The 15,601-nt window shown below is 44.4% G+C and carries 18 protein-coding genes; 7 read left to right on the top strand and 11 right to left on the bottom strand.

Going from position 1 to position 15,601, the window contains the following annotated elements; genetic code table 11:
- Positions 1-66: 66 nt before the first annotated feature.
- Positions 67-891 carry an AraC family transcriptional regulator gene (locus AC3CIA_RS18450; protein ID WP_237290027.1) on the bottom strand — a complete coding sequence of 275 codons (825 nt, stop codon included), beginning with the start codon at positions 889-891 and terminating at the stop codon, positions 67-69.
- Between the two features lie 110 nt (positions 892-1,001).
- On the opposite strand from AC3CIA_RS18450, the gene AC3CIA_RS18455 reads away from it, so the two are divergent.
- Positions 1,002-1,478 (top strand): YHS domain-containing (seleno)protein, encoded by a 477-nt coding sequence (locus tag AC3CIA_RS18455; RefSeq protein WP_017077045.1) that lies wholly within the window; start codon positions 1,002-1,004, stop codon positions 1,476-1,478.
- A 260-nt stretch (positions 1,479-1,738) separates the two neighbouring features.
- A complete protein-coding gene (locus AC3CIA_RS18460) occupies positions 1,739-2,374 on the top strand; it encodes an START domain-containing protein (RefSeq protein WP_488519473.1) in 636 nt (211 codons plus the stop codon).
- Positions 2,375-2,417: 43 nt separating this feature from the next.
- Here AC3CIA_RS18460 and AC3CIA_RS18465 read toward each other — a convergent pair whose 3' ends face one another.
- The 4 genes from AC3CIA_RS18465 to AC3CIA_RS18480 all read right to left on the bottom strand — a co-directional run bounded on the left by AC3CIA_RS18465 (position 2,418) and on the right by AC3CIA_RS18480 (position 5,171).
- Entirely contained in the window at positions 2,418-2,948 is a 531-nt protein-coding gene (locus tag AC3CIA_RS18465; protein ID WP_237298744.1) for a DNA mismatch repair protein, read from the bottom strand.
- A gap of 8 nt (positions 2,949-2,956) precedes the next feature.
- A complete protein-coding gene (locus tag AC3CIA_RS18470; RefSeq protein ID WP_054546115.1) occupies positions 2,957-3,343 on the bottom strand; it encodes an MAPEG family protein in 387 nt (128 codons plus the stop codon).
- 623 nt (positions 3,344-3,966) lie between these two features.
- Positions 3,967-4,434 carry a YjiG family protein gene (locus tag AC3CIA_RS18475; RefSeq protein WP_004732741.1) on the bottom strand — a complete coding sequence of 156 codons (468 nt, stop codon included), beginning with the start codon at positions 4,432-4,434 and terminating at the stop codon, positions 3,967-3,969.
- Positions 4,434-5,171, bottom strand: coding sequence for a nucleoside recognition domain-containing protein (locus tag AC3CIA_RS18480; protein ID WP_017082976.1), 738 nt, complete (start codon positions 5,169-5,171; stop codon positions 4,434-4,436). Before AC3CIA_RS18480 ends, AC3CIA_RS18475 begins: the two co-directional genes overlap by 1 nt.
- 530 nt (positions 5,172-5,701) lie before the next feature.
- Here AC3CIA_RS18480 and AC3CIA_RS18485 point away from each other — a divergent pair.
- Together AC3CIA_RS18485 and nhaD are read left to right on the top strand one after the other, a co-directional pair.
- Positions 5,702-5,878: a hypothetical protein gene (locus AC3CIA_RS18485; protein WP_488519474.1), complete on the top strand. Its 177-nt coding sequence runs from the start codon at positions 5,702-5,704 to the stop codon at positions 5,876-5,878.
- A gap of 298 nt (positions 5,879-6,176) precedes the next feature.
- Positions 6,177-7,616, top strand: a complete 1,440-nt coding sequence (gene nhaD / locus AC3CIA_RS18490) for a sodium:proton antiporter NhaD (protein WP_237298742.1) — start codon at positions 6,177-6,179, stop codon at positions 7,614-7,616.
- A 9-nt stretch (positions 7,617-7,625) separates the two neighbouring features.
- Here the strand turns inward: nhaD and AC3CIA_RS18495 are convergent, their stop codons facing one another.
- From AC3CIA_RS18495 to AC3CIA_RS18505, 3 genes are all read right to left on the bottom strand, one after another.
- Positions 7,626-8,009 carry a hypothetical protein gene (locus tag AC3CIA_RS18495; RefSeq protein ID WP_488519475.1) on the bottom strand — a complete coding sequence of 128 codons (384 nt, stop codon included), beginning with the start codon at positions 8,007-8,009 and terminating at the stop codon, positions 7,626-7,628.
- Positions 8,010-8,167: 158 nt separating this feature from the next.
- Complete coding sequence (locus tag AC3CIA_RS18500; protein ID WP_488519476.1) at positions 8,168-8,650, bottom strand: methylated-DNA--[protein]-cysteine S-methyltransferase; 483 nt, start codon at positions 8,648-8,650, stop codon at positions 8,168-8,170.
- 65 nt (positions 8,651-8,715) lie between these two features.
- Positions 8,716-10,092 (bottom strand): AlkA N-terminal domain-containing protein, encoded by a 1,377-nt coding sequence (locus AC3CIA_RS18505; protein ID WP_488519477.1) that lies wholly within the window; start codon positions 10,090-10,092, stop codon positions 8,716-8,718.
- Positions 10,093-10,328: 236 nt separating this feature from the next.
- On the opposite strand from AC3CIA_RS18505, the gene AC3CIA_RS18510 reads away from it, so the two are divergent.
- Positions 10,329-10,532, top strand: coding sequence for a hypothetical protein (locus AC3CIA_RS18510; RefSeq protein ID WP_004732734.1), 204 nt, complete (start codon positions 10,329-10,331; stop codon positions 10,530-10,532).
- 215 nt (positions 10,533-10,747) lie between these two features.
- On the opposite strand, the gene AC3CIA_RS18515 is transcribed toward AC3CIA_RS18510, so the two are convergent.
- On the bottom strand, positions 10,748-11,638 hold the full coding sequence (locus AC3CIA_RS18515; protein WP_004732733.1) for a LysR family transcriptional regulator: 891 nt from the start codon (positions 11,636-11,638) through the stop codon (positions 10,748-10,750).
- A 156-nt stretch (positions 11,639-11,794) separates the two neighbouring features.
- Between AC3CIA_RS18515 and AC3CIA_RS18520 the strand changes: the two genes are divergently transcribed.
- The gene (locus AC3CIA_RS18520) at positions 11,795-12,148 is read left to right on the top strand and encodes a MaoP family protein (protein ID WP_017092459.1); all 354 of its coding nucleotides are present in this window, start codon (positions 11,795-11,797) and stop codon (positions 12,146-12,148) included.
- A 548-nt stretch (positions 12,149-12,696) separates the two neighbouring features.
- On the top strand, positions 12,697-13,497 hold the full coding sequence (gene nagB, locus AC3CIA_RS18525) for a glucosamine-6-phosphate deaminase (RefSeq protein ID WP_004732731.1): 801 nt from the start codon (positions 12,697-12,699) through the stop codon (positions 13,495-13,497).
- Between the two features lie 264 nt (positions 13,498-13,761).
- Here nagB and AC3CIA_RS18530 read toward each other — a convergent pair whose 3' ends face one another.
- Together AC3CIA_RS18530 and AC3CIA_RS18535 are read right to left on the bottom strand one after the other, a co-directional pair.
- Complete coding sequence (locus tag AC3CIA_RS18530; RefSeq protein ID WP_208638372.1) at positions 13,762-14,298, bottom strand: MltR family transcriptional regulator; 537 nt, start codon at positions 14,296-14,298, stop codon at positions 13,762-13,764.
- 50 nt (positions 14,299-14,348) lie between these two features.
- Entirely contained in the window at positions 14,349-15,497 is a 1,149-nt protein-coding gene (locus AC3CIA_RS18535) for a mannitol-1-phosphate 5-dehydrogenase (RefSeq protein ID WP_488519478.1), read from the bottom strand.
- Positions 15,498-15,601 lie beyond the last annotated feature (104 nt).

A 15,601-nucleotide genomic window follows, 5' to 3' on the forward strand; every position in this document is an offset into this window, starting at 1 on the left:
ATTTCCGCTAAAACATAGACCAGCCCGATGCGAATAGCCATATATTGGGTAAGGTTGCCGAGCGTTTCACGATACATTTTGCTTTAGCCAAAGGCGCGGTGACACCCCAGCAACATGCTGAAAAGCGCGTGAAAACCCCGAATAGCTGCTGTAACCCACTTCATCAGCAACCCAGTTGATGGGCTTATTTTGCAATAAGAGGGATTGAGCCACTGAGACTCGCCACTTTTGCACATAATCTCCAGGCGTCTCACCGACTTCTCGTTTGAACGCTTCAATAAACTGAGTTCGAGACATCGCGGCCAGTGACGCCATTTCCGCAATCGAAAAGTGGCGAGCAGGCAATAGGTGAACGGCCGTAACCACCGAAGCCAATCGTGGATGAGCTAGGGCTGAGAATACCCCTTGATCAATTTGCTGCTGTTCAATGAGATGACGAAAAATCAAAGCCATCAAGGCGTCACTCAACTTATCCATTAGATATTGTTGCCCCGATGACTCTTGGCTCGACTCTCGAAATAGCACCTCAATCACTGGCATTAAGTTAGGTGCATCCGCAAACGGAATCACTATCACGTCAGGCAGAGCAGACAATAAAGGATTCATCTGCCCTGAACGATATTCGACATTCGCACACACGACCTCAGCACCGTCTCCCACACCTTCAATCACATGTGGTGTGCTATTTGGAAGGTAAACAATGCAGGGCTGTGACAGTTGCCTGTACTCCGTGTGCGCGCTAGACAAGGTCAACTCACCCGCGCTCAATACATGAAGATGCCCTTCTTTACCCTGTTGCGGCTTAAATGACGACACTCCGCACAAATTGCCAGAATAGAAAACACCGGTACGTATCGAGAAGTGTTCCATTAATTGTGAAAGCAGATCCATGCATCCTCCGAACGATTCGCTTACTTTTAAGTTCTTTTGTCCCTCTATAGACCGGACGAGTGGGCTAAATTACTTCAAACAAGATAACCAACACTGACAAGGAACTTGATATGTCACACATGAAATCGACCAGTCAAAAAATCACTCTATTGGCCGCGTTACTAGGAACCAGCTTTTCACTGATGGCAGCAGACATCGACATGAGCGTTGATAGCAATGACATCGCGATCAAAGGCTATGACCCAGTGGCTTACTTTACTGATGCTGGTGCCGTTCAAGGTTCATCAGAATTCACTGCTACTTATAAGAACGCTATTTATCAGTTCGCAAACAGTGACAACCGAGATCAGTTCCGCACCAACCCTGAAGCTTATGCGCCTCAATACGGTGGCTATTGCGCCTTTGGTGTGGCTATGGGTAAGAAATTTGAGACCGACCCTAACGCTTGGAAAGTCGAAGATGGAAAGCTGTATCTGAACTTAGACAAATCAGTACAAAAACGATGGTTGGAAGATACGCAAGAGTTCATCCAAGACGCCAACAGCAACTGGACGACGATCAAAACCGTAGAAGCCTATAAGCTTTAGTCTATAAGCTTTAACCTACAAGTTTTAGCCTAGTAACTTTAACCTTTATCCATTGCCCATTAATAAAAACGGAAGCGACCGAACGCTTCCGTTTTCATTTCGACGTTCCAAATATTAATAAGCCTCCAGCTATTGGCATCACCACAATAAATAGCGATGCGCAGCTCAAATCAGGAAAAACCCGTCAGCCTTTAGCACGAATCAAGCCCATTTCTGTTCTATACTCCTAGAAGATAAGCTTTTCTTTTCATGGAAGAATAATGATATTACCTAGGATTTTTGCACTCGGACTTTGCGCCTTATCAACACTGACTTATGCCAACCCGTGGCAGTTCGTCAAAAGTGAAGATGGCATCATCATTGATAAGAGACCTCACATTGAAGGCTTGGTAGAGATACGAGCACAAATGCAAACGCCCACCACTTATTCTGGTTTTTTACTGTTATTGGAAGACAGCGAGAACGTGCCAAACTGGATAGATAACGTATCGGAAAGTCGTGTCTTGATGCAGATATCTGAGGATGAAAATATCGTCTATACCCAATTCAAAGCGCCATGGCCTACTAGAGATCGCGATATGGTGACTTACTCAAAATACAGCATTGAGGATGGCCAGTTTGTCTTGTCGATTAAAGATGCATCTAATTATTTGGCAAAAGAGTCGGGGTACATTCGAATTTATGATGTGGACGCACTTTGGACGCTGCAACCGCTCACCAACGGCAATACCTACATTACCTACACCGCATATGCGAACGCGGGGGGGATATTACCCAATTGGTTGATGAATAAGTTATCGATAGGCAGTGCGCTGAGCACGTTTAAGGGGCTGAAAGAACAGCTACCAAAATACCAAGGCCAGCAGCACCCCAACCTGCCAAGTGAGTCTCGTTAACTATACAGGTTTATTGAGGCAGGCAGCGACAGTGCTAGATAATCTAAGGTCTTCTTGCTAGGTCGCGAGCTAAGATAAGCGCTAAACCAAACACCTGAAGAAACAGGGCGATGTTCTTGTAGAAAGCCATTTTCTCATCGAGCCTTTGGATTAACTCAACTAAGGTCAGATTATCCAAATAGTAGTCATCGATTCGTGCTCGTTGCGATTCTTGGGCACTGTTTATCAGCATCATAAGCTTAGGTAAATTAGCCAACGAGATGGCTGGCACCTCATCACTCACCCAACTCCGGAGTTGGCCGCGAAGCGCTTCATTAAGAACAGTGGCAGGTTGAGCGGTTTCTGGGGATAGCTTATCAAGGTGAATCAGAATCGCTTCACGCTTACGCTCTAAGGTTTCGATCGTATTCCAGGAAAGTTGTATCGAGTACACATTGCCGTATTTACGATCGTTGTATTCCGATTTCTCCGCTTCAATTTTGTCCAACACCAAGCTCGACATGACAATCGCCATGATGTTGAGTATTAACCCTGCAAGGACAATCGCCCAAGCAGGAGGAAGGCGCAATGCCATAATGCTCCCTAGAACATTTTATCAAAAGGTAGGTAAGCTAAGTTTAGGACAATCAAAGAGATCATGCAGATAAGCGTTAACACCATACCCACTTTTCTGCCTTTGAAATTCTTCGCTAAGATCCCTTTCGCGTGAATCACTCGCCCCAGAATAAACGCCACACCAATGACATGAATAAGCCACACACCAGCCCCATTCACCTCTAGCAACCCCATCAAAATCACCGTGATTGGGATGTAATCCATTGCGTTACTTTGTGCCGATCGAGCTATCTGTAACGACTCAACACCGCCATCGGCATGAGCAACAAGATTGATTCGTCTTTGCTTAATAACTTCGATCGCTAACCAGATCATTACTACCGTAAGCAAGGCTGCGTAAAGTGCTGTAACCATTATATTTCCCTATTACTTGGTGTTTATTCATCATCCATTACCCATCAATTCATTGATGCGGTCAACGCAAAATGATAGTCGAGCCCGAAAGTTTGTAAGAGATCTCTCACACCGAACGTAAGAGATCACAATCAAGCTTCGCAGAAAATTCCTAAAATACAAACCCAACCCCTTGTTTTGTATGAATCCACGCATATTTCTTTCGGTTAGTGAGTACATTTATTTCTTGAGGTGGATTGTGAGTAAAGCCTCTGCAGTGTTTAATACACATGTCGACAGGGAGTTGGCAGGAACAGGAAAAAGCCTAACGGATTAGGTATCTTCAGGATGAAGATTTGATGACTTAGGATGAGTTATCAGCAAGGAAGTTTTGCTCTAGGATAGAGTCGCTTGTCAGGATGATGAGTTAGCAAGGACACCGCTAGGAAGGCGATGAATTGGATAGGTTAAAGGATTTAGCCACGTCAAGGAATGATGCATGGAGCACCAGTTACCTATTGAAAGATAAGTAACGCGCAGTAGCAGGATGGCTACGAAAAGAATAGACCCCGTTTGGTGAAAGCCAAACGGGGTTTCCTTTTTTCAGCGTTTGAAAAGTTTCGAGAACAGTCGTTCTACAAAAGTTATAGAATAATATTCATCAAGAACATCGCACCAAACGCATTCAATACTGAAATCGCGATCATCACTGGAATATAACGACCTTCAGTACCAATTGGCCCCATGATACGTCCCATGTATTGCACCTGAGAGCCCATCAAGTAGATAGCTGGCGCTAAGATAGCGATATGAGTTCCGTTCAAGATACCTTGGTCAAACAGCGTGATCACCACGCCCACAGCACCGCCCATCGACATCCACGCGCCAATCAATACTGCTGCCGCTTCACCAGGTAAACCAAATACCGCCATGATTGGAGCAAATACACTGCCCATCAAATCCAGCGCACCGGTGATCTGCAATGCCTTGATGATCACAAACGCCATCAGAACATTCGGTACCGTAGAGGTAGTCGCAATAACCCAGCCTTTCTTAGCACCTTCAACGAAAATATCAGTAACCATTGGTTTCTTTGCTTTAACTTCGCTCATTATGCTACTTCCTCTTCCAGTTTTTGTTCTTTGTCTGATTTTGGTTTGTCTTCTTTGCCTTCAGTAATGTTGAGGTAAATACGGAACAGGTTCGCACCGACAAACTTGAAGATGAACATCACAGCCACAGCCAAACCAATTGACGATGTTACCGCCAAAGAACCATCCATCGCCGTTAGAGTGAACAGAACCGCACCTGAAGAGAAAAAGTTAACGATCGCCGCGCCCGCCGTAAACTGGAACATGGTGAAGACATCGGTTTCACGCTTAGTCAGATGCCCTTCATCTTTCAGTTGCCTGGTCATCGCTGCACCTGCATCGGTACTTTGCAAAGAAGCAATCAGTGCCAAGCCTGAGTTACCCGGAATACCCATTAGAGGGCGAAGCAGCGGTGTCAGTAGTTTACGAGCCGCGTCCAGTGCACCGTAGTGCTCAAGTACGTTGATCATACCCAGTGCAAACATCACGGTCGGAATAAGTGTCAAAGCAAAAATGAAACCGTCGCGAGCACCACTACCGCCTTTACCACGCAGTGACGTCGTTGCCGCTTGGATACCATCGGCCGTTTCACTGACATCGTAAGCGACCTTACCGAATGAACCGTTGAGCGTTGTAAAATCGAGCACTCCATACCATTCATTGGACTGCATTAAGCCTGAAAAGAACACAATCGCGAATGCGAGTGCGATATAGCTGCCGATCGTGACTTTACGATCGGTTTTAGTTGGATTAGTCATAAGGACCTCTATACATCTCGTTTATGTGGAACAGAACACGTATAGATAGTGCAAACTAATGAGCAATAGGTTAATGACCAAAATCAAATAGCGTATCGGTTTGAACAAAAGAACCACAGCAACATATAAAACTGTGATTTAGATTTAAAAGCAGAGGTATACGCTAAAATAATTAGAATATTTCACATACAAAACTAAACAAAATTCGCTTCAACAGCGCAACCAAAAACGCACACAATCACCACACAAATAAGGTTTCAAATGACAGGTTTTTACCTAGTCTGATCTCTGATAATGATGTAAGTGATCTCTTACATGCTTTTTCTGTTCAATTTTAATTCGATTATAATACAGCGGCTTAAATCGTGGTTACGCATTCTAAAATGCAATCGTTTACCTATTATTGGTTGAGTTTTGAACCATGGCTAAACCGTGAGCCATTTTATAAAGAATTTGAGCTTAATCCGAAATTTCAGCCCTCAGAGGTGCTATAGACTTCGCGCTGCCAATATCGAAGGAGAACGGTGGTGATGATGATGGAAATGAGAACGCTTAAATATCAAGTAATGGGCAAAGGCATGTGGATCACTGTAACAGTATCTCGCGCAGTAGCGGACAAACTTGCGCTGGAATATCAATCCTACGGCTGGCCTGTTGAAGTATGTGCCGCAGAACAAACACTAACGTTTGATCTCAATGCTGCATAATATTGGCAATGGCGAATAAGCTCTATCGGTAATAAACCCGGTAGGGCTTTTTCCCTAACCTCTATTTTCTCTATTTCTCTATTTCTCTATGATTGACGAGTTACCGATGATCGACCGTTTTCCTATGAACGATGGGTTCCTATAATCGACGGCTTTCACTGTGACCTCACGTTTTCACCCAATCTACTGTTTTCTATATAATCTATTGAATTATTAAGATATCTATCACACTGCACATGGTTATTTAGGTCTACGCTTTTACCCGTGTTAATAACTTATTAACTTCGGAGCGTAATCCATGTTAGGTATCCAGCTTTCTGCTGTTCTCTCTTTATTATTTTTTTCTACGGTAGCAGGCGCTGCCACTTCTCAGTTGGGAGAGCCGCTCAAACTAACCAGTTCATTTGCTGGCTACCTATCGCTGACCATTTTCGTTGTCGCCTACATCGTGGTGATGATGGAAGAATACCTAAAACTCCGAAAATCCAAGCCGGTTCTACTTGCGGCGGGCCTGATCTGGATAATCATTGGTTTTACCTACCAAGAACACAACCTTGTCGAAGTGGCCAAACAAGCGCTTGAACACAACCTTCTGGAATACGCCGAGCTATTACTCTTTCTACTCGTCGCCATGACATACATTAGTGCCATGGAAGAGAGAAGACTGTTTGATGCGCTGCAAGCGTGGATGGTAGGCAAAGGCTTTAATTTCCGCTCTCTGTTCTGGATAACCGGTATTCTGGCTTTCTTTATCTCACCTATTGCCGACAACCTCACGACAGCTCTATTGATGTGTGCCGTTGTTCTCAAGGTCGCAGGCTCTAACCCTAAATTTGTCAATCTCGCGTGTGTGAACATTGTCATAGCAGCCAATGCTGGCGGCGCATTTAGTCCATTTGGAGATATCACAACGCTGATGGTATGGCAGGCTGGCCATGTCAGCTTTACCGAGTTCATTCCTCTATTTATTCCTTCAGTGATGAACTACCTTGTTCCAGCCCTGATCATGTCTTACTTTGTTCCGACGACTCAACCTGACACGGTCCATCAGCACATAGAATTAAAGCGTGGAGCAAGACGAATCGTCTGCTTGTTCATCATGACAATAGCGACCGCGGTTGCTTTCCATGCCGTACTCCACTTCCCTCCTGTGATGGGGATGATGATGGGGCTCGCCTATCTGCAGTTCTTTGGTTATTACTTACGTAAGACTTTACCCAACTCACTCGCGAAGAAAAAAGCGGTGGCGATCGCCAATAACGATGAAGGCGCCCTAAAGCGACTCGGTTCTGTTGTACCATTCGATGTATTTCGAAGAGTGTCGCATGCCGAATGGGACACGTTGCTGTTCTTCTACGGCGTCGTAATGTGTGTCGGTGGCTTGAGTTTACTTGGATACTTGGAATTAGCCTCGGGCGTGATGTATAGCCAATGGGATCCAATTTGGGCCAACGTCATGGTGGGGATCTTATCGGCTATTGTCGATAACATTCCGGTGATGTTTGCCGTGTTATCCATGGAACCCCAAATGTCGATGGGCAACTGGCTACTGATCACCTTAACCGCGGGCGTCGGTGGTAGTTTGTTGTCAATTGGTAGTGCGGCAGGTGTGGCGTTAATGGGCGCGGCGCATGGCAAATACACCTTCTTTGGCCACTTGAAATGGATGCCAGTGATCATGATTGGCTATGCCGTCAGTATCGCTGCTCACCTATGGCTGAATGGCGATCTTTTCTAGTAAAACGCTCTAATGCATATCAGCTAGAGGCTTCTCAACGCGTGTCCAGACGTTACTTAACTGCATCGCTGGACACTGGTTGCAGGTTAACACTGCACCCTCGTGTTGAATTCGCATCACTAGCCCGGAGTCAGATCGGCGGTTCGCTGAATTCAACTCAATATTGATTAAGTCATCTTCAACACGATAAGTTCGAGTAACAGACTTATCCGTTGTTTGATAAGTCACTTGCCCAGATTCAAAAAGCAAGTAACTGCCATTGTCAGCGTTCTCATACATGCCCTTAAACAGAACAAGTTGTGGTACTTCGAAGGGTCGACTGGTGTCGGTTAAACAACCGGTCAGCAATAGTGCGCTACTGCAGCAGAGTATAAGTGAATGATGGCTATTCATTTGGGCATCCTTGCCTAGAGAACATGGTTAAAGGATATGCAACCAAACAAGTATTTTCCAGCAAGTGGCAGTTTTATTGCAAAGTCACACTTTAAGAACCCTTAACGTTCACCAATAATTGATACGCAATTTTCAACAAACATTCCGAAAAAGACTCTTTAATCTTCTTCTCTTCCCTCAATAACTAACAAGCGTTGTTTGCGTTCTACGCCACCCGCATACCCGGTCAGCTTGCCATTTTTACCAATAACTCGATGGCACGGCACAATCACTGACACTGGATTTTTACCATTCGCTAAACCCACGGCTCGAACGGCCTTTGGGTTACCAATCGCATCAGCCAGTTGTGCATAGCTCCATGTTTCTCCATAAGGAATAGTCATGAGCGCTTGCCAAACCGATTGCTGAAATGGCGTGCCCTTTGCGGCGATCGGTACAGAAAACTGGATTGCTTCACCAGAAAAATAACGGTTGAGCTGGTCGGCGACCAATTCAAAGATCGGAAAGCTAGCATCTTGAACGCCTAACTGTTCTGGCTTGGTGGTGTATGTTTCAAACCAAAGGCCGAGCAGCCCTTCTTCGTTCGCCTGTAACGTCACGGTTCCCAATGGGCTCTCATAATAAGTAAATCGGTGAGTCATAATCTCTCCTAGCCTGCTACTGCAGATGTTTGTGGATTACTGATGTTTGTAGATTGTTCTTTCTACTAAGACTGATTCCAACAGTGGAACGTGGCGTAACTACCCCAAGGCGAAACACTCTCTGTGTTGATGGCGGGGCGATGCTCAATGAACTTCTTCACCACCAAATCGCCTACCAACAGGTGGTTAGGTTCACTTAACCCGCGAAGCAGCGCGTATTGAATCGTCCAAGGCCCAATGCCCTTTAGCTCAATCCATTTGGAAGGGTGCTCTGCTTCATTGTCGACCATGTATTCAGCAAAACGCTTTAAGGTCTCTTTGCGGCTTCCCGGCATTCTTAAGAAACTGACATCAGCCTCCGCTATCTGTTTAGGTGTCGGGAAGCTGACCTTCTCATGTGCATCAGAAAGCTCTTTGACCAACAAGTTAAGCTGCCCAATCGCCGCGGTTACTGAAACTTGCTGCCCTAGAATCGCTCTTACTCCGGCTTCCCAAGCACTCCACACGCCAGGAATGCGGATGCCACTCTTAGCCACTAAGTTGGGGTCAATGGTTGTAAAGAAGGCCTCAACCTTGGCAATATCGACATCAAGGTCGAACATGCGTCGAATGTTCGCAATCAAGCTTCTTAACTGGCTTATATCGTCCAACTCAAATTCAATATCTAAGCGGTTCTCTTTAGCCAAAGTGGCCTTGAACCAACCCTTTGACCCATTAACATTCACTGTGCGCTTGTAATAGTCTTCGCCAACGTCTTCTAAGCCCTCAATCATTCTTCGTCGATAGAAACCCAGTAAATGCTTCCAGTCTAATGGGCCGTGAAAGACTAGCTGAATATGATTGCTCAGGTTTTCACTTAACTTTGTTCGTCGGATTTGGCTTGGCGAGAGCTGAAGCTCTTTTAGAAAGGCATCATTGAAACGGCGCGTGCTATTGAAGCCACTTGCAAAGCCAACATCGGTAATGCTCATGCTACTAGTGTGCAGCAACTGCTTGGCAAACATCAATTGGCTATAAAGGCTATATTGCTTCGGCGACACCCCAATATAATTATCGAATAAGGTTCGTAAATAGCGGTCTGAAATACCTAATCGTGTGGCAAGGTCGACGATTGATCCTGAGTTCAGCGCACCATGATCAATCAACTGTAAAGCACGCAAGAAAGTCGTTTCAACACCTTTCCAAGCCGGAGAAAAAGGTGCGCTGTCTGGCCGGCAACGTAAGCATGGGCGATATCCAGCCTTCAAGGCTTGAGCTTGATGAGAAAAATACTCGACATTTTCTTCTTTGGGCGGGCTTGCTGGGCAAATCGGACGACAAAAAATTCCGGTGGTTTTTACCGCTGTAAAAAACATTCCGTCAAAGCGAGCGTCTCGCGCATATCGAGCCAAATGGCACTGCTCACTCGTTAACGTACTGTTGTGATGAATATTTCTCGACATGCTGTGCTCTTCCCATTTGCCATAACTTTTACTCCGATACCTAAAAGTTTACCGTGAACTGTCATTGTCGCTAGCCACTTTCGGAACTGAAGGTTAGATAAATCACAAAAAAGGGTTTTCTTTTTACGCAATTCGACTAAATTTAACCTTGAGAAGAAACTCTTCTCACAACGTCAACGATAGGTACTTAGCACACTAAGATGCAGAGACCTGTCGAATATAAAAAGGAAAAGGCTATGGTTCTTCACACGTGTCGTATTGTTTTATCAAACCAACAGGTTCTCACCAGTCAATCAGTCGAGCAGTCTCTCAGCTTTCTTGAAGACGAAGCGAGTAAGGGGATTTCTAAAATTGAGATTGACGCTACCGATGGAAATCAAATCCATTCATACCTGTCACACTCTCTTGAAGAGTCCATTGAGAATCTAATGAATCTCTAGAATTTTCGAAGAATAGTGCTTTGAAGTGATAGGGCTTTTAAAAAAGGTTACGCATACCAGGCTTAAACGGTTTTATCCGAGTTAGGGTTATCTCCTGATTTGGAAAAGAAAATCATCTCTGGTTTAAAACAAAAATGGCTCCTAACTATACAATTAGTTAGGAGCCATTTTTTATTGAATCTAATCAACAAAGCCGTTGCTTACCGCGAATGCCGCTACTCTGGTGCTTGTTCAGCGGCTTGTTGCAACGTATAAGCGGTCGATGGATCAATTTCGTTAACCAACTTCTCGACCTGCATGATCGCATCAACCGAGGTGCTGCTTTTGCGATAGCTCAGATAAATCGGACGATACCAATCTTCTACCCCTTTCACCTTATGCAGCTGACCCGAATCGATAAAAGGTTCAACCATAGAAACAGGTAAATACGCACTGCCACCTTTCTCTAAGATGAAATCGAGGGCAATACGAGCCGTAGAGGTACGTAAATACGGAGCTGGAACTTTAGGGTGACGTTCTGCGTGTTCTGAACCGAAGCGCGTTCCCCAATCGACATACACATACTTATGTTGGAACACAGATTCCAGGTCATCTTGCTGCGTTGATACCAGCACCAAAACCAAATCAGCGACTTTTTTACAGTTCAGCTCTTCCGCTTTAATTTGATCGAAGGCGAAAGCCATATCTAAGGTTCGCTCTAGCAAATTACGGTTCAGTTGCTCGCGCCCCATCACCTCAGCCATGAAGCCATAACCACCAAAAGAATCGGTCACTACGCTTAAACAGTTTTGCAGATACGCATCCCAAATATTCGGAGTGCCACCTAGTGTTAACTGCAAGGCTTTTCCACTCTCTAACGACAGCTCAAACTTGGCTTGTTGTAAGGTGGATACCATCACTTCAGCATAACCAATCAAACGCTCACCGGAAGAGGTAAGCTTGATGTTATTGCGGTCACGAATGAAGAGCTGAGTATCAAAATAGCCTTCAAGCTGTTTGATCCGCGCACTCACCGCTGCTTGTGTTAAATACAAGTTTTCAGCTGCGCGCCCAAAGTGGCGCACCCTTGCAACCTCAAGAAAGGTTCTAAATACTTTCACATCCATCAAAAATACATCTCTGTAATAAATCTGCTAACTAGCCGATCTAGGATTGTTTATCGTAAAGGCAAAAACGTTTTGTTTCCTATTTTAGCCTTTTAACAATATTTTCGCGTGAGCAATAAACACTAATTTCTATCTAACCACATTACTGAGGCTGATATGTCTGAGACCGAATTCCGACACGGAAAAAAACGTTTTTATGACACCATTAAATTCCCACGAGGGTTCGCTAAGTCAGGTGATTTTACTCTTTCAGAAGAAGAAATCCTAACCTTGTTTGGTGACACTATGCTTGCACTTGAGACTGGTGAACTAACACCGACCAATGCTGAAGAAAGACATTTCATCAAAGTATTGGCTCACCCTCATAAGGCTAAGTCCAAGTTAGACCGTGTTTGGTTGAAGTACATTCAACTGGCTCGTGGACGCCGTCGCTTTCATACCCTAAACGGCTGCAAACGCGGTGAAGTGCCTAGGGAAGAATACGACAGAGAGTTAGTGTTAGAAGATTAGTAAAACTGCTCAAAGTGATACCTAATCACTTTGGGCTTTTTTTCATAGCATATTAGCGGCAACTTAAAACAAACACGCATCTTCTTCGTAATTAGTAAGTTTAGCCAACCTGTCCAGTTTTACCAATATTTATATAAAATTCATAGTGATAGCTTTGAATAATCACTATTCTTAAATATATCCATGCTCATTCACGCCTGTCGGTGATACTTCCTCACTTTTTCTCCTCTTTTTTGCACGGCAGTGCCACATAAGTATCACTCTTTGATCATACGTCCATTGCGCTCCTGACCATCCACTCAATGAAGCTTGTTGATCTTTCAGACCCTGAATCAAAACCACCTGACGATATATGACAAACGTATTAATCTTGTTTAACGCTACCAAATATCCATACAATAATTGTGCAAAATTGAGAGTTCTGGTCACAGATACGACGAAAAAAGCAAAAACTTGACCTAAAACAATAGCGGAATTTAATAACTTATTTTATAATGCGAATTAATGTTTCAGAACACTATAAAATTTTATTTCTAGGGGCAAAATCAATGAGACTTATTCCATTAAGCAACAAAGCTAAAGTAGGTAAATGGGCTGCTCGTCACATCGCAGATTCTATCAACAAATTCGCTCCTACTGCTGAGCGTCCATTTGTTCTAGGTCTTCCTACTGGTAGCACACCTCTAACTACTTACGCTGCGCTAATTGAACTACACAAAGCGGGCGAAGTAAGCTTCAAACACGTTGTAACATTCAACATGGATGAGTACGTTGGTATCGACCCTAACCACCCAGAATCTTACCGCACATTCATGCACGAGAACTTCTTCAACCACGTTGATATTCAAGCAGAAAACATCAACCTGCTAGACGGCAAAGCTGAAGACATCGATGCTCACTGTGCAGCATACGAAGAGAAAATCCGTTCATACGGCAAAATCAACCTATTCATGGGCGGCGTAGGCATCGACGGTCACATCGCATTCAATGAGCCAGGTTCTTCTCTATCTTCACGCACTCGTATCAAAACGTTGACTGAAGACACTCGTATCGCGAACTCTCGTTTCTTCGATGGCGACATCAACCAAGTTCCTAAATACGCACTAACTATCGGTGTTGCTACTCTTCTAGATTCTGAAGAAGTAATGATCCTTTCTCTAGGCCACAACAAAGCGCAAGCGCTTCAAATGGCTATCGAAGGTTCTGTAAACCACATGTGGACTGTTACAGCTCTACAGATGCACCGTAAAGCTATCATCGTTGCTGATGAGCCAGCTCAACAAGAGCTAAAAGTTAAGACTCTACGCTACTTCCAAGAGCTAGAAGCTGAGAACATCCAAGACCTATAATCCGCATAGTCTTGGATAGAAGGGCGTTTTTAATAAAGAGAACGTCTTGAATAGAAAAAGCCACTGAATGTGGCTTTTTTTGTACCTGCTGCTTTTGTGTTTAATGGGAAGAGAGGTTTCGGGTATTTTTTATAGACACAAAAACAACAAAGCGATTTCTCCAACGAGAGAAACCGCCATCATTTTAAACTTTGTATTGATACGAACGAACAGCTACAAGATATGTAGGATGCGAAACAAGATAAGCAGGACTGCAAACTAGAACTAAGAACTCAGTGCGTTATCTCGGCATAAGGTCGTGATAATGTCAGTGATAGCCAAAACGATCGTCGACTTCACTTTCTGATTGTGTCGACCCAAGAACATTTGAAGCATTGGGCCAGACATGGTTTCCACCATCTCCGCATCATATTCGATAGGCATGATACGCTGAACCGCGTGCACCTTGTTAAGCTCAAATATAACGTCGACTTCTGTGAAGCTGGTGTCTTCACCCTGTATTTTCGCCCACTCTTTCAAGGTAACGAAAATCTCTAAATCATCGTAGAGCTCTTTACTGATCACACCAAGCCCTAATAGTAGCTTAGCGCGGATCATAATCTCGCCCAACGGCCCGCCACTGTTGAGAAGTGGTTCAACAACAAATTTAATTGCCGTGTCGTCTTTCTTGAAAATGTTTTTTAATACGGCATCTACCGTGTCATCCAATGCATCGTAAGCCGCCATTAGACAGGCGCTAGCGCTCTCAGCTTCAGATAGGGCTTCGAGTAATTCAGTTTCGTGGCTAGTTTGTATTGGCATAACGGCTCGACAATAAGAAAGTGCCACTGGTGTGGCACTTTGATGGTTTATCATTTCAATGCTAGATAAGCTTCTTCCGCTAGTTTAACAACTTCTGAGTTACTATTCAGCTCAGAATAATGCGCTAATGTCTCAGCAAACCCTTTTTCTGCGAACATTGCCTGAAGTTCAACCGCTTGAGGGTCATCTTCATTCTTGTAATGGAAAGCCGCTGCAATCGCTTTTACGAGATGAGCGTTTGGAAGACCATACTCCAATGTGCCGTTTAATGGCTTGACTAGGCGGTCTTGTGGGCTCAGTTTACGAATTGGCTGACGACCAACACGGTCTACTTCATCACGTAGAAACGGGTTAGCAAAACGACCAAGGATTTTTTGGATGTAGGCTGCGTGAGCTTCCGGGTCAAAACCGTAACGCTTAATAAGCACAGCACCGCTTTCTTCCATTGTTGCAGTTACTTCAGCGCGGATTACGTCATCTTCGATAGAGTCTTTGATTGTCTCGTGACCTGCAAGCACACCAAGGTATGCCGTTACCAAGTGACCCGTATTTAGCGTGAACAGTTTACGCTCAACGAAAGCCATTAGGTTGTCAGTGCATTCCATACCTGGGATGTTTGGAATCTCACCCTTAAATTGTGTTTGATCTACGATCCACTCGCTGAACGTTTCAACGGTTACGGCTAGAGGGTCTGTTTCGCCCGCTTCTGCCGGTGGAACAATACGGTCGACCGCTGAATCAACAAAGCCAATGTGCTCTTCAGTGAACGCTTTCATTTCATCAGAAAGGTGCTCTAAAACTGCTGCTTTTAATTGGCTAGTACCGCGAACCATGTTTTCTGCCGCGATTACGTTCATTGGAGCTGTGTTACCTGCCGCAGCACGTTTTTCAATACCTTGAGCGATAGATTTAGAGATAATCTTAAGAACCGTTGGGCCTACCGCTGTTGTTACAAGATCAGACTCAGCGATGCAATCTACTACAGCGCTTGTCGCTGAGTTTACTGCTGTCACGTTCTTAACCACTTCTACAACACACTCTTCACCAACAATCTTTACTGGGTACTCTTGGCGTTCAATTAACGCATTAACAACCGTTTCATTTACGTCTGCAAACGTAACCTTCATACCAGCATCAGAAAGAAGCTTACCAATGAAACCACGACCGATATTACCTGCACCAAAATGTAACGCTTTCATAATTTTAGACCTTATAAATATTTGAATCTAGATAGCTAACCACTCAACAACATGCCTTGAAATCGTCGTTCTGAGCATTAAGCAGTAAGCTATTCAGACTGAAT

Source organism: Vibrio sp. QJM3NY_27 (assembly GCF_057785955.1).